The organism is Exiguobacterium sp. AT1b, from assembly GCF_000023045.1.
In the GTDB taxonomy this organism is placed as follows: domain Bacteria; phylum Bacillota; class Bacilli; order Exiguobacteriales; family Exiguobacteriaceae; genus Exiguobacterium.
This window is the reverse complement of the sequence record NC_012673.1, coordinates 2,523,326-2,542,380: the sequence shown is the minus strand read 5'-3', so window position 1 is coordinate 2,542,380 and position 19,055 is coordinate 2,523,326. Positions and strand designations below refer to the sequence as shown.

General features: G+C 46.8%; 17 protein-coding genes. 7 read left to right on the top strand and 10 right to left on the bottom strand.

Going from position 1 to position 19,055, the window contains the following annotated elements; genetic code table 11:
• Positions 1-37 precede the first annotated feature (37 nt).
• Together EAT1B_RS13220 and EAT1B_RS13215 are read right to left on the bottom strand one after the other, a co-directional pair.
• On the bottom strand, positions 38-358 hold the full coding sequence (locus tag EAT1B_RS13220) for a nucleoside triphosphate pyrophosphohydrolase (RefSeq protein ID WP_015881056.1): 321 nt from the start codon (positions 356-358) through the stop codon (positions 38-40).
• Between the two features lie 12 nt (positions 359-370).
• Entirely contained in the window at positions 371-574 is a 204-nt protein-coding gene (locus EAT1B_RS13215) for a hypothetical protein (RefSeq protein ID WP_015881055.1), read from the bottom strand.
• A gap of 154 nt (positions 575-728) precedes the next feature.
• Here EAT1B_RS13215 and EAT1B_RS13210 point away from each other — a divergent pair, with 154 nt between their 5' ends.
• Together EAT1B_RS13210 and EAT1B_RS13205 are read left to right on the top strand one after the other, a co-directional pair.
• Positions 729-1,421 (top strand): ABC transporter ATP-binding protein, encoded by a 693-nt coding sequence (locus tag EAT1B_RS13210; protein WP_015881054.1) that lies wholly within the window; start codon positions 729-731, stop codon positions 1,419-1,421.
• Complete coding sequence (locus EAT1B_RS13205; RefSeq protein ID WP_015881053.1) at positions 1,414-4,638, top strand: ABC transporter permease; 3,225 nt, start codon at positions 1,414-1,416, stop codon at positions 4,636-4,638. The genes EAT1B_RS13210 and EAT1B_RS13205 overlap by 8 nt, the downstream gene beginning before the upstream one ends.
• Before the next feature lie 48 nt (positions 4,639-4,686).
• Here the strand turns inward: EAT1B_RS13205 and EAT1B_RS13200 are convergent, their stop codons facing one another.
• From EAT1B_RS13200 to zapA, 6 genes are all read right to left on the bottom strand, one after another.
• Positions 4,687-6,954 carry a hypothetical protein gene (locus EAT1B_RS13200; protein ID WP_015881052.1) on the bottom strand — a complete coding sequence of 756 codons (2,268 nt, stop codon included), beginning with the start codon at positions 6,952-6,954 and terminating at the stop codon, positions 4,687-4,689.
• 211 nt (positions 6,955-7,165) lie between these two features.
• Positions 7,166-7,576 (bottom strand): DUF350 domain-containing protein, encoded by a 411-nt coding sequence (locus tag EAT1B_RS13195; protein ID WP_015881051.1) that lies wholly within the window; start codon positions 7,574-7,576, stop codon positions 7,166-7,168.
• A gap of 12 nt (positions 7,577-7,588) precedes the next feature.
• Positions 7,589-9,943 (bottom strand): endonuclease MutS2, encoded by a 2,355-nt coding sequence (locus tag EAT1B_RS13190; RefSeq protein WP_015881050.1) that lies wholly within the window; start codon positions 9,941-9,943, stop codon positions 7,589-7,591.
• 15 nt (positions 9,944-9,958) lie between these two features.
• Positions 9,959-11,653: a DNA polymerase/3'-5' exonuclease PolX gene (polX, locus tag EAT1B_RS13185; RefSeq protein WP_015881049.1), complete on the bottom strand. Its 1,695-nt coding sequence runs from the start codon at positions 11,651-11,653 to the stop codon at positions 9,959-9,961.
• Between the two features lie 67 nt (positions 11,654-11,720).
• Complete coding sequence (locus EAT1B_RS13180) at positions 11,721-12,257, bottom strand: CvpA family protein (RefSeq protein WP_015881048.1); 537 nt, start codon at positions 12,255-12,257, stop codon at positions 11,721-11,723.
• A gap of 8 nt (positions 12,258-12,265) precedes the next feature.
• Positions 12,266-12,487, bottom strand: coding sequence for a cell division protein ZapA (zapA, locus tag EAT1B_RS13175; protein ID WP_015881047.1), 222 nt, complete (start codon positions 12,485-12,487; stop codon positions 12,266-12,268).
• A gap of 217 nt (positions 12,488-12,704) precedes the next feature.
• On the opposite strand from zapA, the gene EAT1B_RS13170 reads away from it, so the two are divergent.
• The 3 genes from EAT1B_RS13170 (at position 12,705) to EAT1B_RS13160 (ending at position 15,080) form a co-directional block, all read left to right on the top strand.
• Positions 12,705-13,913, top strand: coding sequence for a dicarboxylate/amino acid:cation symporter (locus tag EAT1B_RS13170; protein ID WP_015881046.1), 1,209 nt, complete (start codon positions 12,705-12,707; stop codon positions 13,911-13,913).
• 72 nt (positions 13,914-13,985) lie between these two features.
• Positions 13,986-14,831, top strand: a complete 846-nt coding sequence (locus EAT1B_RS13165) for a GNAT family N-acetyltransferase (protein ID WP_015881045.1) — start codon at positions 13,986-13,988, stop codon at positions 14,829-14,831.
• 42 nt (positions 14,832-14,873) lie between these two features.
• Positions 14,874-15,080, top strand: a complete 207-nt coding sequence (locus tag EAT1B_RS13160) for a hypothetical protein (protein ID WP_015881044.1) — start codon at positions 14,874-14,876, stop codon at positions 15,078-15,080.
• A gap of 31 nt (positions 15,081-15,111) precedes the next feature.
• Here EAT1B_RS13160 and EAT1B_RS13155 read toward each other — a convergent pair whose 3' ends face one another.
• Together EAT1B_RS13155 and EAT1B_RS13150 are read right to left on the bottom strand one after the other, a co-directional pair.
• Positions 15,112-16,407 carry a murein hydrolase activator EnvC gene (locus EAT1B_RS13155; protein WP_015881043.1) on the bottom strand — a complete coding sequence of 432 codons (1,296 nt, stop codon included), beginning with the start codon at positions 16,405-16,407 and terminating at the stop codon, positions 15,112-15,114.
• 296 nt (positions 16,408-16,703) lie between these two features.
• Positions 16,704-17,222 carry a VanZ family protein gene (locus EAT1B_RS13150; RefSeq protein WP_015881042.1) on the bottom strand — a complete coding sequence of 173 codons (519 nt, stop codon included), beginning with the start codon at positions 17,220-17,222 and terminating at the stop codon, positions 16,704-16,706.
• A 161-nt stretch (positions 17,223-17,383) separates the two neighbouring features.
• On the opposite strand from EAT1B_RS13150, the gene EAT1B_RS13145 reads away from it, so the two are divergent.
• Both EAT1B_RS13145 and EAT1B_RS13140 read left to right on the top strand, forming a co-directional pair.
• Positions 17,384-17,857, top strand: coding sequence for a glutathione peroxidase (locus tag EAT1B_RS13145; protein ID WP_015881041.1), 474 nt, complete (start codon positions 17,384-17,386; stop codon positions 17,855-17,857).
• Positions 17,858-17,973: 116 nt separating this feature from the next.
• Positions 17,974-19,053, top strand: a complete 1,080-nt coding sequence (locus tag EAT1B_RS13140; RefSeq protein ID WP_148209503.1) for a peptidyl-alpha-hydroxyglycine alpha-amidating lyase family protein — start codon at positions 17,974-17,976, stop codon at positions 19,051-19,053.
• Positions 19,054-19,055: the final 2 nt, after the last annotated feature.

The window sequence follows — 19,055 nt, the reverse complement described above, 5'->3', positions numbered from 1 at the left end:
TGCCTACAAATTCTCACTCATTTGTAGGCGATTTTTATTAATCCAAAACCTCTTCCAAAAACAGACCTCTCTCAAATCCGCCCTTTTGCTCACGTTTCTTTGCTCGAATCGATTCCATTTCTTCGAATGAGGCACCGTGCATCTTACCAAGAGCATACGCTAGTTCTAAAATATCAACCAATTCTTCCAAACATTCTTCGTCAATATTGGCATCTTCATACTCTTTCAACTCTTCGTATAGTTTCAATCTAGCATTTTCAAACTTCTCTGCTTGATTTAAATGTTTAATAATAACTCGTCTCCCATCTGCCTGAATTAATTCAGGCACTCGATCACGCACCAGCTTATTATATTTCACTTTCGATACCTCCTACTCCACCACCTCAAACGCCTTCACATACGCCACATGATCCAACATCACAATCAACTCGTCCTCAAACTGTACGAATCCATCGCTCGCATGTCGAAACGCTTGAAAGATCGACTCCAATGCCTCATATCGCGTATCCGCCTCCACCATATACGTCAGCACTTCTTCGTTGATTAAATGGAATTCAATTTCGAATGATTTCATCTTCTCTCCTCCTCACTCTTCTATACCCGTTCCCCATTTGAAAAAAAATACAGCTATACATTGGAATCTTTTTCCTCTAATCTAAAAATAGTCAGAATATTACGTCCTCTTACATATTTTCACTATCTATTAGGTAAAGGAGAGATTTCACGGTATGGCTTATCACTTCACATGCGAACACTTAACAAAACGCTTTGATACGGGTGACGTCAAAACAGTCACCTTACAGGACATCAACCTCCGCTTCGAACACGGTGATTTCATCTCCATTATCGGACCATCTGGGTCTGGGAAATCAACGCTCCTCAGTCTGATTGGTACACTCGACCGTCCGACAGAAGGCACGTTGCTCTTCAACGATGAACCCATCTCTACGCTCTCTGCGAAACAACTCGCGGACTTCCGATTCGAGAACATCGGTTTCATCTTCCAACAGTTCCACTTGATTCCGACACTGACGGCGCTTGAGAACATCATGTCCCCGCTCTTCGGACGAAAAGTCGATTACGACGTCCATGAACGTGCGCTCGAACTGTTGAAAGAGGTCGGTCTCGCTGACAAGGTCGATTCGTTACCGTCCCAATTGTCCGGCGGTCAGCAACAGCGCGTCGCCGTCGCCCGCGCCCTCATTCATCTCCCGAAATGGCTCCTCGCCGATGAGCCGACGGGGAACCTCGATACACACACGGGTGACGTCATCTTCGACCTCTTGATCCGGTTAAATCGTGAGAACGGATGTGGCGTCCTCTTCGTCACCCATGACCCGGAACTCGCCGACCGGGCCAACCGAAAAATCGAGATGCGCGACGGGCAGGTCGTCGCTATGAGCGACGTCCATCATGCTTAAGTTCATTTGGAACTCGTGGTGGCGGAATAAGGAACGATTCATCCTGCTCATGGTCGGGATGCTCATCGTCAGTACCGGGCTCAGCTATCTTCTCGGTGTGACCCAGGCGAATAACGGGACGGTCGTCAACGAGCTACAAAAACGTTGGGACTCGTCTTATCATATCGTCGTCCGTCCGGAAGGCAGCCGAAGCGTGACCGAGGACTTGAACCTGCTCGAGCCGAACTATATGAGCGGACTCGAAGGCGGGATCACGCGCGAGCAATACGAGACGATTCAACAGATTGCCGACATTGATGTCGCGGCACCAATCGCCATGATTGGGTCGACTTATTCGAGCTCGTTCACACAAACGCACACGTTTGATAAAGCGGGTCTTTATCGACTCAAGATGAATACGCTCATTGATACGGGCATTGAAAAAATCAATGACTTCCAAGACTTGAAAGCCTACTTTTGGGTCGGCTGGATGCCAAACGGCGATACTACCCATATTGGCATCGGTCCGACCGCCCTGTATGAAGAATTCCCACTCGATTACGGAAGCGATGTCATGCTCGCCGGGATTGATCCGGTCGCCGAAGCGAAACTCGTCGGGTTAGACGATGCCGTACAAGCGACAGCGTTCAGTCGTTACTTCAATGAAGAGGATGTCCCAGAGCCTTACGATGAAGAAGTCATGACAATCCCGATTTTGATGAGTACAAAAGACTACGTCGATGCCTCAATCAACTACACCATCGAAGAAGTCGATGCCGATACGAGCGACGCAGAAAAATTCATCAATACGTATTTAGAGAACGGAAAAGAGGAATACCTGGATAGCTTGAAAGGGACAAAAGTCGCCTCATACGACTTTACAGCACAACAAATGCACGACAACATCACGAAACATATTTTAGAAGGAAAACCACAGCCACAAGATCCTCGTCTTACCATGGAATATACGTGGATTGCCGAGAAGGCATCACCGCTCGTCTATGAAGGCGTGACGAGCCCGTTCCCGAAACGTTGGCCATATTCGTATCAAATCAAGCCGTTCCTCGCTGAGGGTCAAGTGAAGTATGGCCAAGAAAGTATGTATCGCAAGTCCAATTTATACGCGGAAGACATTAACGATGCGCCGAAAGTGAGATATAACTACGTCGGACTATTCGACCCATCGAAACTGAAGTTGTCAAAAGATCCGTTGACGGAACTTCCGATGGAGACTTATTTCCCGGCAAGCGCCGAATGGGTCATGAACTCGAAGGATGAGCCGGTCAACCCACCGACGACCGTCAAACCGACGAATAACCCGTATAGCTTCTTGACGAAGCCACCTTCGATGTTGACGACACTCGATGCGGCGTTCGCCATCGCCGGTGACAAGGCCATCTCGGCCATTCGCGTCAATGTGAAAGGCGTGGACGTCTTGAACGAAGAGAGCGAAGCGAAGCTCCAAGCGGTCGCGAAGGAGATCGAAGACAAGACCGGTCTCATCACCGATGTCACGCTCGGTTCGTCTCCACAATACGCCGTCACCTATCTCCCTGGTTTAAAAGGAGAAAGTTCGCTCGGTTGGATTCAGCAGCCATGGATTAAAATCGGATCGTCGATCACGATTTTCCAGGAAGCGAAACTCGGCTTCTCCGGTGTCGTCGCGAGCGTCATCCTCGTCGCGATGTTGTACGTGTTCAGCTCGAACATCATCATGTTGTACGCACGGAAGAAAGAGTTCGCCATCCTCTTGTCGCTCGGTTGGCGACCGAGTCAGCTTTCGAAACTGTTATTCTTAGAAGCCACGATCCTCGGGTCGATGGTCGCGCTCATCTCGTGGATGATTCTCGGGACGTTCCTTTGGACGGCCGCAGGCTCGACATCGATCACCCGTATCCTCTTGATTGGACTCGCCGGACTTTTGATTTACTGGCTCGGGACACTCATCCCGATTCGACTCGTCCGTCGCATCAAGCCATATGAGACGATGCAGTCAGGTGAAGTCTCAAAAGGCCGACGTCTCGGTCGCTCTCGCTCGAGCGTCGGCATGAGCTTGAACCAACTCTTAACGTATTGGCCACGGACGTTGTTGTCGATTCTCGCTATCGCTTTACCGACGAGTCTGTTCGATTTCTTCTTGTTCGTCACGTTCCGTCTCCAAGGTGTCTTGTACACGACGTGGATCGGTGAGTTCGTGGCACTTGAAGTCGGAACGATGCATTACGTCGCCATGGGGGTCGCCTTACTGATTGCGATGCTGACGACGACCGAGATCATGTGGCAAAACGTCTCCGAACGAAAACCGCAACTCGCCGTCTTGAAAGCGCTCGGTTGGCAGAACACGTCCATCCGTCGTCTCGTCTTGACAGAAGGTGCGTTGACCGGGTTCTTCGCCGGACTACTCGGTGTGAAGTTCACCATCATCATCGTCACGATCATGTATCAACAGTTCCCGACGTCAGAGCTACCATTCTTGTTTGCGACCATCTTCATCCCGGTCGTAACAGGTATCTTAGGTGCACTCCTTCCTGCTGAACGTGCCGTACGCATCACACCGGCTGAAGCGATTGGTGGGCATGTCGTCAACCAAAAGCAAGTCGAGAAACGATTCCGCTTCGTCCTCGGGACGACGGCGACGGCACTCGTTGTTGGGATCATCAGCTTGTTCGTCTTCACGTCACCAGAAGTAAAACCGGTCACGGAAGAGGCGAAAGCGACACCAGCACCGACCGCACAGACGACGGGTGCGAAACAGGCTGATTTAAAATCAGATAAACCAAAAGAAGCCAAAGCCACCACACCGAAAGAAGATGACCTTCAAAAAATCATGAACCTCGGCACGTTCCAAACGTTTATCGGGGATCCACAAATGAAGAAACGTGAGTTCCAAGTTGGTGAACCCGTTTACGCCTCTCCGGACGGAACCGAACCGAAAGATGGGGAGCGATTCGTGAGTCTCCCGCTCTCCCTCTTCCATTCAGATGACGGTCAAGGTGGTTATATGGAATATCGTCCAAACGGATTCCGTATGTACACACCAGACGGGACAAAATATAGTCCAGTCGATATGGTCAACCACAATAAGAAAGCGTTCAAGAACGGTTTTCGTTATTTCACAGGCGAGAAATCCGAAATTGATTTAGTCTTCCTCGTCCCAGAGAAAGAGAAGACACTCGTCTTGTATGCGTCAAGTGACGCCATGCCGAAAGTGTATACCGTCAAAATTGATGTCCCATAAACAAAACAACGTCGCCCCGATTCGGGACGACGTTGTTTTGTTACATTTTTATACAATCGAAGCGCGATTTCTTTCTACATGTTTTAATGATTGATAAAGATTAATTAATTCATTAATATCCATATCTAGTATAGGTTCGTACATAAATGAATTTATATGAATTAACTCAGGAGTCATAATATTGACCTTGCTTAAAAGACCTATATGTTCTACATTATCAAGTTGCATGTATGCCGATACTAATTCCCTAGTTTGATTTGGCGCAGATTCTAAATATGTCAAGAATTCCATTGTACTCCCAATTTCTTTTTGATTTCTTTTTAATTCCCACGTTATTTTTTTTGTTGAACTCTTCAAGCTCTCTATCATGATTTTTTCGGACACCAACCTAATTGCAATAGCAAGAATAACTTTATCTTCGAGCTTATTGTTTACATGTTTCACTTGATTTGCAACATTAATAATTAATCCCGAAACATATTCTGAATCATCTATGTGACTATTAAATGTTTTTTTACCTATGTATTCTTTAAATACTTCTTTCAAATGACCAACAGTAATTAGCTCCGTATGCTTTTTAAAATGAAGTAGGTGGGTACACAACATAAAATCTCTGTCAATTTCTATGAATTTATTAATTTTTTTATCTACACCGTATTCAATCAAGTTTCTCACAAAAGGAATCAAAGCAATAAAGTGTTTAATTTCAGTTGAATTTTTCCAAAACTCGAATGGGTTCTTTTGATAGAGTTCTTTCTCAATTTCAATTCCGTTTTCGGTCTTAACGGCTAAAAAGCGATTTTCTCTGCTTAAGTTCAATCTACTCGAAATAGTCCTATAAAAATCAAAATTATGGGATAGTATGATCATTTTGAACATTTCTAATTCTGAAATCTCTTTGAGATACTCAACAATCGCATACTTGTTCTTATAGTCAAACGAATCAGCTATATCGTCAACTATGACTAAAACATTTTTATTGTCTCTTTTTAACTTTTCTATATCAAATATAATATTTAATAGATAAAGCGCCCTCTTTTCTCCCTGACTCAAAACATTAGCTTCTTCTAGTTGATCTCTATCAATATCAATCCAATTTGATTCAGAGTCGTTGTTATAGTCCCCATCTTTACAAAAAGAAAATTTAACTCTGGGTATACTTTCTCCAATTACTGAACTTCTAATGTTTTCAATCTTCATTCTATATGGAACATCAAACCGGCTTTCAAAAATATCTAAAGCATTTTTCCAAGGTGTGTCATCAATTCTTAAAGATTTAACTTTCTCATCGACCTCTTCATATAATTTATAAAGATCAATCACTTCAGATTCAAATGCTTTGAAATAGGAAATCCATAGTTTCTGTCTTAGATTTTCTATGCTATTTTTTTTGAGTTCCTGAATTAATTCAGGATGTGATTCAATTAAATCTTTCAATATAGTCCCGGTTGCGTCAGAAAGCAGACTTTCAATTTTCTTATATTCAGGAGAAGTATAAATTTTCCCTTCTATTTCTTTAATCATTTGACTCAAATCTTTTTCGGAATTAATTTCGGTATTACCATTAAGTTTTAAAGCATTATCTTTAACGAAAAAAGAACTGTTCTTAATATCTTTGTTCATTTTTTTCAGTTTCCCTAAATGAAATTTACCTTTTTCAAAAAAATGATATTCTCCATAAATTTCATCACTCTTCAAAAGATACTTTTCAATCAAATTTTGAAAATCATCTGATATTATTTTTTTATATGCTGTGTCAGAAAAAATAGCAGAGTAAGGAATTTTCGAGTAGTCTTCAAATTCATCTTTTTCAATAAAATAATTCAAATTCATTAGTATACTATCTTCATGAAAAACCATATCTTTTATAATTTTTGGTTCAAGTTCAAACCTAACTTTTCCACCGGTAGTTCTTGAAACTTTAATCCCTGACAAGTTTTCAATTTTTTTGAGTAATTCATTTCTTTTAATTAATAATTTTGATACTTCTTCCTTAAGTTCAGTATCAATTAGTAAATCCCCCAAGTTACTAGTCTCATATTTATCTCGATATGAATGAATAACAAAAATTTCATCATCTTTAATTAAATTATCATCTAAATAAACATCAAATTTGATTGGACTTTCTCCAAAAATTTGATCTTTAATCTGAATTGTTTTTGAATTTTTAATGCAATCAAATACTTTTGTAAAAGAAGTCTTCATAACTCCATTTTTTGCATAAACAGAGTTTACTTTATTACTTTCAAATTTAAACTCATGCTTCAATTTTTTAATGCCAAAACAATTTTCAAAATCAACTACTATTTTCTTCATATACTCAACTCCTCATTAGTAACCATTATAATTTAAAATTATCATATTTTTGAATTTATTTCTTTAAAATTACTATTAAAACAAAATAAGAAAAGCGATGCCTCACGACATCGCTTTCTCTCAATAAAAGATATACCATAGTGCCGCTGCCACTAAGAACAGCCCGGCCCCGATGAACAAAATCTTTGCCAATCGTTCGTATACCATGTCTTCACCTCACCAATGCCGCGCCGACGACGAGGGAGACCCCGATCGACAGCAAGAATGCCAACAACCCGACGGCGATATTTCCTTTTTGAATCTCGTCGTTCACCTTCAATGTCGGTGTCAAAAATTCAAACAACCAGTATGTCGCGAGGAGCAAAATGAATCCAAATCCTCCACCGACAAAGATGTCGATTGTGCTATCATGATGGCTCTCGACGACCCGGAAGATGTTGGCGAGACCGACAATCTTCCCGCCTGTCGCCAAGGCGACGGCGATATTTCCTTTTTGAATCTCACGCCAGTTGCTGTACGGCGTCGTCACCTCGAAGATGGCAAGACCGACGACAATCATCAGTCCCGCCATCGAATAGAGGCCGAACGACTCCAGCATAACGGCAAACGTAATCGTACCCATTCCCGACTCCCCTTACTTCAGTTCGACGACCGTGACACCGAGTCCACCTTCACCCATTCCTCCTGGGCGCTGGCTCTTCACGTGACGATGTCCTTTTAAAAATTCTTGTGTCGCCTGACGCATCGCTCCGGTACCTAATCCGTGGATGATGCGCACGTTATCATAGCCCGACACGAGTGCTTCATCGATATACTTGTCTAGACGCATGAGTCCCTCTTCGACACGAACGCCACGGAGGTCGAGCTCGGACTTCGTCGAGCTCTGACGTTTGAGCGAGCTGCCTTTCGACTGAAGCGACTTCTCTTTCGATGGACCGATCTTCTGAAGGTCGTCCGCTTTAACATTCACTTTCATGATGCCAACTTGGACGTTATACTCATTGTCGTTGATTTGTTTCACGATGTAGCCTTTTTGGTTGAACGTCGTCACTTTCACTTCTTCGCCCTTACTGAACGTACGTTTCTGATGGGCTTTTTGTTTCACTTTTTGAATCTTTTTCTCTTGAAGCGTCGGTTTTGCCGATTCGAGCTCTTTCTTCGCCGCGATAATCTCGTGCTCTTTGACGATTCCTTGCTCACGTAGCTTCTTCAAGCGGTCGATGACTTCGTTCGCTTGACGCTTCGCCTGTTCGACGGCCTTCTCGGCTTTCGCCTCGGCCGCTCTATACAAGTTGTCGCGTTCGCGCTCAAATTCCGTCATCTTCGCTTCGAATTCGGCCTGCTCTTCTTCAAAGTCATGGCGCTTGACGATGAGCTCTTGCTCGAGCTGCTCGGCGCGTTGTTTCGCCGCTTCGAGCTCATTGATCATCGATTCGACTGACTCCGCGTCACTACCGACGTGGCTACGTGCCTTGTCGATGACTTGCTCAGACAGTCCGAGACGACGACTGATCTCGAAGGCATTCGAGCGACCCGGTACGCCAATCAAGAGACGGTACGTCGGGCTGAGCGATTCGATATCAAACTCCATCGAGGCGTTCATGACACCTTCGCGGTTATAAGCGTATGCCTTCAGTTCCGAGTAGTGTGTCGTCGCAGCGACACGTGCCCCGCGGCGTTTCACTTCATCTAAGATGGCGATGGCAAGGGCAGCCCCTTCTTGTGGATCCGTCCCGGCACCGAGCTCATCGAAGAGGACGAGTGACATGAAGTCGATTTTGTCGAGCATGCCGACGATGTTTGTCATATGCGAGCTGAACGTCGAGAGACTCTGCTCGATCGATTGCTCATCCCCGATATCGGCATAGACCGCGTCAAACACGGAAAGCTCTGTTCCGAACTCTGCCGGCACGTAGAGACCTGATTGCACCATCAATTGAAGGAGTCCAATCGTCTTCAACGTGACGGTTTTCCCGCCGGTGTTTGGTCCGGTGATGACGAGTGACGTGTAGTCTTCTCCGAGCTCGACTGTGATCGGTACGACCTCATCTTTCGGGATGAACGGATGACGTGCCTGTTTCAACTTGATTTCTCGATTGTCGTTCAACTTTGGCTCGGTCGCTTTCATCTCTTGTCCGTATGCGACTTTCGCAAAGATAAAGTCTAGTTCGGCCAACACGTCGAGGTTCGTCATGATGGCATCATGGACCCCACCGACCTCGTTCGAGAGAGCACTTAAAATCCGTTCGATTTCAGCACGTTCTTTCAGACGAACTTCTTGAATCTCGTTATTGATGGAGACGATGGCCTGCGGCTCAATGAAGAGTGTCTGACCAGAAGCCGACTGGTCATGAACGATTCCACCGAACGCTTGACGGTACTCTTGTTTGACCGGCACGACATAGCGATCGTTCCGGATTGTGACGATGGCGTCCGAGAGCATCTTCGCATTGTTGCGGAGGATGTTGTCGATACGTGACCGGACACTCCCTTCAAAGCTCCGGAGCTGTGTCCGAAGTCCACGGAGTTGTGGACTCGCGGAATCTTGGACAGTCCCTTGGTCGTCAATCGCATGACGAATCGCCTGTTCGACCTCGATGAGCTTCGTCAACTTGTCCGCATACTCGTCAAGACGTGGAATGCGAATCTCTTCGTTATCCTCGTGAAGCTTCTCGATGAAGTTCTTCACTTGGCGTCCGCCATACATGACGGCAGCGACGGCGAGCAATTCGCTCGTCGAGAGGACCGAGCCGATTGCGGCCCGTTTCACTTCCGCACGGACATCCGTGAGCCCACCGAGCGGCAGACGGTCACGGAGACGAACGACCTCGGTCGCCTCTTTCGTCACGTTCAAATTCGAGAGCACCCGGTCGTATGAGTAGTCAGGTTGCATCTTCAGCGCCAAATCTTTTCCGAGCGAGCTCGCCGCGTGACCGGCAAGCTGTTGGCGCAATTTTTCATATTCTAATACGCGTAACGCGTGGTCCATCTAGCATGTTCCTTTCTATCGCTTCGCCGCAAAGAACGCCTTGGCGTCTTCAAACGTGAAGCAGTTGATAATATCTGATGGTTCGAGATAGGCTTTCCGTGCGTGCAACACACCGAGGGCCATGTCTTCCATCATATCTGGGTGATGCGTGTCCGTGTTGATCATCACTTTGACGCCCGCTGCTTTCGCTTTCTTCAGCGTAGAAGCTGTCAGGTCGAGGCGGTTCGGGTTGGCGTTCAACTCGAGCGCTGTCCCTGTCTCTTTAGCGAGTGCGATCAGCTTGTCCTCGTCGATCGGATAACCGTCCCGACGACCGATGAGTCGACCTGTTGGATGGGCGATCACGTTGACGTACGGAGAACGGCAGGCGTTCTCCAGACGAGCCATGATTTCGTCGACCGATTGGTCCATCTTCGAATGGATGGAAGCGACGACGTAGTCGAGCGTCTCTAGAAACTCGGGTTCATAGTCGAGTGTCCCGTCAGGACGAATATCCATCTCGACGCCTCGTAACACGTTCATGTTATGTGTCTTCGCGGCTTCGCGAATTTCTTCCCCTTGTGCCTCGAGCCGTTCCTCGGTCAAGCCATTGACGAACGTCAAATACTTCCCGTGGTCGGTGATGGCCATCCATTCATAGCCGCGACCTTTCATCGCTACGACGATCTCGTCGACGGTCAACTTCCCGTCCGACCAGACCGTGTGCATGTGCGCGTCAGCCTTGATATCATCGAGCGTGACGAGCTTTGATAAGTCGTGTTCGAACTCGGCATGTCCCTCCCGAAGTTCAGGCGGGATGAATGGGAGACCGTACCGTTCGAACAGCTCTTCTTCGGTTTCCGGTTGCCACAACCCATCTGCCGTCTCGACCCCATATTCGGAAATGGATTCCCCTTTTGCCTTCGCGAGTTGGCGCATGCGGACGTTGTGGTCTTTCGAGCCCGTGAAGTGGTGAAGCGTGGCAGCGAACGCGCCTGGCTCGACCATACGGAAGTCGACCGATACCATCTCCTCACGTTCGAGGACGAGCGAGACTTTCGTCTCACCTGCCGCAATCACCTCGTTGATGAACGGCAAAGCGAGCAGCTTCTCACGTAGCTCAATCGGCTCCTCGGTCGCGATGATGAAGTCAAGGTCTTTACACGTCTCTTCGGCACGGCGGAAGCTTCCTCCGACCGAATGACGCAAGACGAGCGTCTCCTTCTCTAACACCTCATTGATTTCTTCAACGATTGGTCGCATGACTGCATAAGCCAATCGTTCTGGACGTGATTCGAGGTTCTTCGCGGCGGCGAGTAATTTCTCAACACTCTTCGCCCCGAAACCGGGTAGTGATGCAGCCGTCCCGTCTTCGAGTACACGGATGAGCGACTCCAAGTCGACGACACCGATTTCACGGAGTTTAGCAAGTTTCTTCCCGCCGAGCCCTTGAATTTTCAAGAGCTTCATCAAACCGAACGGAATCTCTTCTTGCAGTGCTTCAAGTACTTCACTGCGTCCTGTGTCTCGATACTCTTCAAGGACTGCAGCCGTCCCTTTCCCGATTCCTGAGATGGACGTCAAGTCGTCGATGTCCTCGAGTTCAAGGTCCGTGTTCTCGAGCGCTGTCGCCGCCTTGCGGAACGCATTGATTTTAAACGGGTTCTCCCCTTTGATCTCCATATATTGCGCGATTTTTTCGAGCAACATCATCGCTTCTACTTTATTCATATGCTTCCCCCTCTTCACACAGAAAAGACCGAGACACAAGCACTAGCTTGCATTCCGGCCTGTCGTGTCACAACATCTTATTTGAAAACCAATCCGATAGATATGGCGTGTCTTGAATGATATATGTCGCCAGCGACGATTTGTCGACGGCGTTTTGAACGCTCGCCATCGGCACGAACGCGATCACCCAAAGGATGAAGAATGTGATGACATATGCCTCGAAGAATCCTAGGACAGCTCCGATCACACCTTTTAATTGGCGCAAAATTGGCAAGTCCGTCAAGAAGTCGAGCATCGCCAAGATGAGATGCAAGACGAGTTTCGTAATGAGGAACAAGACGACGAACCAAAAGACGTTATAAAATGTCATCTCAATCCCTGAAAGGGAATTGAGGTCCAACACGCCACCCGGGAGCGTTCCGTCGAGCTGAGACGAATACGGGATCCACAGCTTGAACGCTTCGGCTAACTCTTTATAGTACGTATTGGCGACGAGAAAACTGATGATGAGCGCGACCCAATGGCCGAGCTGTAGAATCGCGCCACGACGGAAGCCGTTGACGATTCCGATAAATAAGAAAAACAGTATAAGTAGCGTAACCATGGATTGATTTATTCTCCCATATTTCGTTTAGTTTTGACGTGGTCGCTCGCGATTTGAATCGCAGCCAACACCGCTGCCTGACGAGCATCTAGATGAGGGGATTGTTCACGAATTTCGCGGATCTTACTGTCGACCAAAAAGCCTACTTCCCTCACATGGTCAGCGGGTTCTTCGCTTACGATCGTATAGTCTTGACCCGCAATGTGAATCGTTGTTCGTTGTAACTGCACGCGCACCCCTCCTTTACGTCTGTCAGAATTAATCATAACATCGTTTTTATATTAGGAAAAGGAGAAGCCCCTTCCCTTGATATGTACAACATTTTCTAATACCCTTCTAAACAGTTGTCAAACGTCTTTCTTTAGAAAAATTGTAAGAGAAGGTGGCAACATTCCGTAAAATGTGCGAAAATATCAACTATTCAAACAAACAGAAAGGGTGATTGATTTGAAATTACGTATTGGCCTCTTAGGTCGCATCATCATCGCGATCGCTTTCGGTATTTTACTCGGGAGCATCGTACCAGAAAGTCAGAACTGGATCGTTCGGACGTTCGTGACGTTCAACACGGTCTTCGGGCAGTTCTTAGGCTTCGCTATTCCATTGATTATTCTTGCTTTTATCATCCCGGGTATCGGGGAACTTGGAAAAGGAGCAGGAAAGCTGGTCGGACTCACAGCACTCATCGCTTACGCATCAACCATCATCGCCGGAACATTAGCATACTTTGCAACAAGCAACTTGTTCCCGCAAATTTTGACACGGTCGACGACAGGAGCCGAAAATCCAGAAGAAGCCTTGTTGAAAGGGTTCATGGAATTTGAGATTCCACCTGTATTCGGTGTCATGACCGCACTCATCTTAGCTTTCGTCATCGGAATCGGGATTGCCGCAATCGAAAGCAAACGGTCACTCGACCTCGCCATGGATTTCCGCGATATCATCGAGCTCTTAATCAGTAAAGTCATTATTCCATTACTTCCAATCCACATCGCCGGAATTTTCATGAACATGACGTACGCCGGTCAAGTCGCTGAGATCCTCTCGGTCTTCTCGCTCGTCTTCGTCACAATCATCGTCCTTCATTTGACGATGCTCATGATTCAATATTCAATCGCAGGTGGTCTCAACAAAGAGAATCCGTTCAAGTTGCTCAAGACGATGATGCCGGCTTACTTCACAGCCATCGGGACGCAATCATCGGCCGCGACGATTCCCGTCACGCTTCGCCAGGCGAAGTTGAACAACACGGACGAGGGTGTCGCCAACTTCGTCATCCCGCTCTCGGCAACGATTCACTTGTCAGGCTCGACAATCACACTCACGTCGGTCGGTGTGGCGCTCATGTACTTGAACGGCATGCCGATGTCATACGCCATCGTGCTTCCATTCATCCTCGCACTCGGGGTGACGATGATTGCAGCACCAGGTGTACCAGGCGGAGCCGTCATGGCATCGCTCGGATTGTTCGGCTCGATCCTCGGGTTCGACGCGACGATGCAAAGCTTGGTCATCGCACTCTACTTGGCACAAGATAGCTTCGGGACAGCAACAAACGTCACGGGTGACGGTGCCATCGCGAAAATCATTCATTACTTCAAACACAACACAAAACTTCTCGACAACACGTCGTCGAAACAAGAAGATATCGCATAATGAACGACTCATAAACGGGCAAGCCATCAGGTTTGTCCGTTTTTGTCTACATATAATAAAGGAGAGAACCATATGGAATGGATTGAATGGAAAGACCCTGATCACTTCTCAGACCGCGTCATGAACGCATTACTCGATGAGGAGGCAAAGAATAGCCTCATGATTGGCGTCTTGAATAACGTCAAACAAGGAATCTATGAAACGTTTCATCAGTTCACAGTCGAAGAGGACGAGGAGCTTCTCGCCATCCTCCAAGTGACACCACCCCATCCGCTCCATTACATCGTCGTGGGCTCGGAACGAGAAGAAGAACTCCCCGATTTCATCATCCCCCACCTTTTGAAAGAAGCAGTCCCCTTCGCGGAAGTCGTCTCGGAACGACAGCAAGCGGAACGGTTCGGGAAAGTATGGCAGGAGTTGACGTCTGGGTCGAGTGAGATGTTCATGTCCCAAGGTCTTTATCGCCTCGACAGCGTGGAAGACATCGACATGGCAAAAGGCCACATGCGAGAAGCGACGAAGGCCGACCAGGCACAGCTCGAAGCTTGGTATAGTGCCTTCGAAGCCGAATCAGGTCTCCGATCATCTCCACCAGAGAAGGTGACGAAGGCTGTACAGACGATGCTCGACAGGGAAGAGGCTGTCTTTTGGGAAGTCGACGGACAGGTCGTCTCGTGCGCGAAACGCGCACGTCCAACTGAGAACGGAATCACCGTTTCATTCGTCTACACATCACCCGATGCACGTGGTAGAGGTTACGCGCGAAGTCTCGTTGCAGACCTTAGCCGCCAATTACTTGAGACGAAATCGTTCTGTGTCCTCTATACCGACTTGACGAACCCGACGTCGAACAAAATCTATCGGGAAGTCGGTTACCAACAAATCATGGACTCTGCCTGGGTACGACTCGCTAGATGAAACACATCGCCTCCCCTATACTAATAGAGGAGGCGATTTTTCATGAACAGATTATTCGGTTGGTGGCTCCGTATCCCCCGACAGATCCGATTGACCGCTTTGACACTTGTCACGCTCGCGATACTCGGCTATATGGTGTTCCTTGGAGGCCGGAGCATGCTCGATGACCCAAACTTCGAAACGCTATGGCTCAGTGTCATCGGTGCCGCCCTTTTGACGTTCATCGTCTATCAGGCAACAAAAAAGTGATCGACGCGTTCGTCGATCACTGTCTTTGTGTTTAGAAGAATGATGCTGGGTTGACTGTGCTTCCCGCGCTCGATGAAGAGTACGAGTAGCCGCCACGGTGAATCTCGAAGTGAAGGTGTGAACCTGTCGAGTTCCCTGTGCTACCCATGCCGCCAAGGTTTTGTCCTTGTGACACGCGTTGACCCGCAGAAACGGATACCGAGCTCATGTGAGCGTATACTGTCGTCCATACTTGCCCGTTGATCACGTGTGCAATCATGACGTGGTTTCCGTATGCGCCACCCCAACCTGCACGGAGGACCGTACCAGTTTGTGCTGCATAGATCGGTGTACCGACTGGACCTGCGATATCAAGACCGTTGTGGAACGAGTAGCCGTTCGCACCGCTTGCTGGACCCCATCCTTGTGAGAGGCGACCGCTTGCTGGGCGTTGGAACATACCACCGCTTGCTGGTGCAGACGCTACCGGTGCTGTTGAAGCACTTGAACCGCTGTTCGAGCTTGAACCTTGTTGTTTTTTCGCTGCCGCAGCTGCTGCCGCTGCACGACGTGCTTCTTCTTCAGCACGACGTTGCGCTTCGATTTCTGCTTGAATGGCTTGTTCTTGAGCTTTGAGCGTATCTTCCATCTCTTGAAGGCTCATAAGTTTTGATTCGAACTTCACTTTTTCAGCTTCAAGTTTCTTGATTTTCGCAGCGCGCTCTTTCATTTTTTGATCGAGCTCTTTCTGACGTTTTTCAAGATCTTCTTTTTGCTTCACGAGTGAATCGCGCTCTGCTTTCAAATCAGCTTGCGCTTTCGCAAGTTTTTCTTTCGTTGCTTCATACTCTTCGAAGATCTGTTGGTCGTTCTCTTGAATCGTACCAGCTGTGATCATGCGTGTGATCAAATCACCGAAGTCTTTAGAACCGAAGATGAACTCAGCCCAGTTGACTGACGAGCCGCCGTTCTTTTGCATCGTCGCCATACGATCTTTCATAAGATCTTCTTGTGCCTTCATTTTCGCTTCGTACTTTTTAATTTGTGCTTGAAGCTTTTTAATTTTTTCTTCAGTTGCACGAATCTCAGCTTTTTTCTGAGCGACATCGTTGATGACGTCTTGGAGTTCAGCATCTAACTTGTTGATCTCTTGCTGCTCTTTGCTGATGGCTTGCTCACGTGATTGAATCGAAGAGTTTGCTTTCGACTGTTCACTGCTATTCTTTTGTCGTTGTTCTTGTACTTTCTTCTGCTTCTCTGTAAGTGAGGCTGCATAAGTCGGTGACGTTCCGCCGATCAAGAGTGCGCCTAGAGTGACTGTAGCTGCAAATTTCTTCAAGTTACCCAATGTGCTTCCCTCCGCTGATTCCCGTGTAGTTTTTATCTATAGTCGTGCAGTAATTTTTTAATAAGATAAGTCGCGACATTTCGTTCGCTCTGTGACTCATTATAGCAATCTAAACCAAAAGTTATTTTACACTTATATTTCATTCGTATGACATTGACCTATTTTAGGTTTTATCCCTTAAAAAACGTGGGTATAGACAATATTTTGTTTGGTTCGTTGTCACAAAATAGTTTTAAAAAGAAAAAAAGCACTTCAAGAAAGCGCTTTTCACATAGTAACCTATTCATTTTTTTTAACTACCTTAAGGCTACATAGCCGGCCCGTTTGCCATTTTTCCGTTTCGAACGAAGGAATAACAACCCACCGAATAAGATGACACCTGCGGCAGCACCTGTACTATCTAAAAGGACATCTTCTAACAGCGCGGTCCGTTCAGGAGTCAAACTCTGATGATACTCATCAAAAATCGCCACCGTGTTCGCGAGTGCCCAGGCGAAGAGTACGTTCAGTCCCGCATGAAGATTCGTTCTCGAGATGGCCTTCACGAATAAGGCACCGAGAGCGAGGAACGTGACGACATGTGCCGTCTTCCGCATAAAGAACTCAATCAATCCTGCCGTCCCCAACGTATCGAGCGAGATTTCCTTTCCTGCGTAGTCGAACTGTACGTTCGCGAGCGTCGGTTCGATCCAGCTCCAGTTGAATCGCTCGAGTGGCGAAACGATGGACTGGTCCGAGTAAGGCGTCGCACTTGATAAGAAGAGTCCGATTAAAATAAGCGCAATCCATATAAATTCATTTTTTAAAAGTCGCATAACACCGTTCCTTTCTACAACGTTTTTCATTATACGGATTCTTTCTGCGGAATGATGTAACAGCGACATCATGATTTCATAACAATTTGATTGCACGCAACGCGTTTAAAGTCGAGATAGCGGATTTCTCTTGGTATACTACAAAAAAAGGGGGAATAAACATGATTTATGATTTTGAAGCAGTAGACATGAAAGGACAATTGCAACCGTTAGCTACATATAAAGGCGACGTCTTACTCATCGTCAACACGGCGAGCAAATGTGGGTTCACACCACAGCTCGAAGGTCTCGAGTCACTTTACAAAACATATAAGGGACAGGGCCTACAGATCTTAGGTTTCCCGTGCAACCAGTTCGGTCATCAAGACCCGGGCTCCAATGAAGAAATTCAAGAGTTCTGTCAACTTAACTATGGCGTATCGTTCCCGATGTTTGCGAAAGTCGATGTGAACGGAAAAGACGCCCATCCGCTCTTCACTTATCTCTCAAAAGAAGCACCCGGGCTTCTGGGGTCGAAGGCGATCAAATGGAATTTCACAAAGTTTTTAGTCGATCGCGACGGGAACGTCATCGAGCGCTTTTCGCCACAAACGACACCGGCTGAGATTGAGGATGCGGTCAAAAAACTGATTTGACCTCATCCTGAAGGCGTAGATTGATTTCTCTCTACGGTCTAATTGGCGTTTACACTTAAGCCATCTATCATATTCTATGCACAGTAAATCGTGAAGGAGTGTCACACTTGTATAGAATGAAAAAAAGAATGGTGCTGGGAGTCAGCGTACTCCTCGCACTTTCAGTAACTCTTGTATGGCTTGCCCAAGGAAGAACGGACCCCATTTTCAAAGATGAATATGATGAAAAAGCCAAAAGTTCTCGATATACATCTAGTTGGGTTTGGCCCGAGAAGGACAGTGTCTCACATCGTGGAGGAGAAGGTAGCGGTGTCTCTACCTCCCCTTCAGGATATGTCTATTACTTACACCGCGGCGATGGAAGCTATGCGAATGAAGAATTAATCACGACCCCTACAATCACAGTGTTTGATCCAAACACAAACGAGATTGTCGATGAATTTGGGGACAACCTGTTTCAATCTCCTCACGGGATCGAAGTGGACTCTCAAAACAACATTTGGGTAACGGATATCATGTTGAATAAAGTTTTCAAGCTGGATGAACGTGGCAATGTTCTCGCTACGTTTGGGGACGATTATCGCCTCGGCACTGAGACAAGCTTACGGATTCGAAATGAACTGCCTAACTTCCCTGTCCCGATGAATGAATATACTTTCGCACGGCCAACTGATGTGACCGTAATGGAAGATGGTTCATTCATTGTGGCTGATGGATACCGAAATCATCGTATTGTAAAATTCAATCGTGATGGGAACATCCAATGGGAAGTTGATGCTTATGGTTCTTCCGATGGTGAGTTTAACTTGCCTCACGGAATTACTCACGATCAGTCTGGCAACATATATGTGGCTGACCGAAATAATGCTCGCATTCAAGTGTTTGACCAAGATGGGCAACACCTTTCCACATGGGATGACACCGAAATCGGAAGACCTTACGGAATCGATGCAGGGAACGATGGCAACATCTATCTTGTCGATGGTGGCGATTATTTGAACGGGGAACGCGAAACTCCTAAAAGTCAAATTGTCGTTTTAAGTCCGAAGGGAGAAGTCATTGAGCGATTTGGTTCTTGGGGGAACAAGATGGGTCAATTGCGCATCCCCCACGATCTCACTGTACTAGAGGACGGGACAATTTTTGTCGCCGAACTACTAAACGAACGACTTCAAAAATTCACAATCACTGAATAAAG

Excerpts from the sequence above, each read along its gene's own strand:
- EAT1B_RS13190 (WP_015881050.1), bottom strand. The coding sequence starts at position 9,943 with ATGGACCACGCGTTACGCGTATTAGAATATGAAAAATTGCGCCAACAG.
- EAT1B_RS13140 (WP_148209503.1), top strand. The coding sequence starts at position 17,974 with ATGAAAAAAAGAATGGTGCTGGGAGTCAGCGTACTCCTCGCACTTTCA.
- polX (WP_015881049.1), bottom strand. The coding sequence starts at position 11,653 with ATGAATAAAGTAGAAGCGATGATGTTGCTCGAAAAAATCGCGCAATAT.
- EAT1B_RS13165 (WP_015881045.1), top strand. The coding sequence starts at position 13,986 with ATGGAATGGATTGAATGGAAAGACCCTGATCACTTCTCAGACCGCGTC.
- EAT1B_RS13160 (WP_015881044.1), top strand. The coding sequence starts at position 14,874 with ATGAACAGATTATTCGGTTGGTGGCTCCGTATCCCCCGACAGATCCGA.
- EAT1B_RS13145 (WP_015881041.1), top strand. The coding sequence starts at position 17,384 with ATGATTTATGATTTTGAAGCAGTAGACATGAAAGGACAATTGCAACCG.
- EAT1B_RS13215 (WP_015881055.1), bottom strand. The coding sequence starts at position 574 with ATGAAATCATTCGAAATTGAATTCCATTTAATCAACGAAGAAGTGCTG.
- EAT1B_RS13210 (WP_015881054.1), top strand. The coding sequence starts at position 729 with ATGGCTTATCACTTCACATGCGAACACTTAACAAAACGCTTTGATACG.
- EAT1B_RS13205 (WP_015881053.1), top strand. The coding sequence starts at position 1,414 with ATGCTTAAGTTCATTTGGAACTCGTGGTGGCGGAATAAGGAACGATTC.
- EAT1B_RS13200 (WP_015881052.1), bottom strand. The coding sequence starts at position 6,954 with ATGAAGAAAATAGTAGTTGATTTTGAAAATTGTTTTGGCATTAAAAAA.
- EAT1B_RS13180 (WP_015881048.1), bottom strand. The coding sequence starts at position 12,257 with ATGGTTACGCTACTTATACTGTTTTTCTTATTTATCGGAATCGTCAAC.
- EAT1B_RS13150 (WP_015881042.1), bottom strand. The coding sequence starts at position 17,222 with ATGCGACTTTTAAAAAATGAATTTATATGGATTGCGCTTATTTTAATC.
- EAT1B_RS13195 (WP_015881051.1), bottom strand. The coding sequence starts at position 7,576 with ATGGGTACGATTACGTTTGCCGTTATGCTGGAGTCGTTCGGCCTCTAT.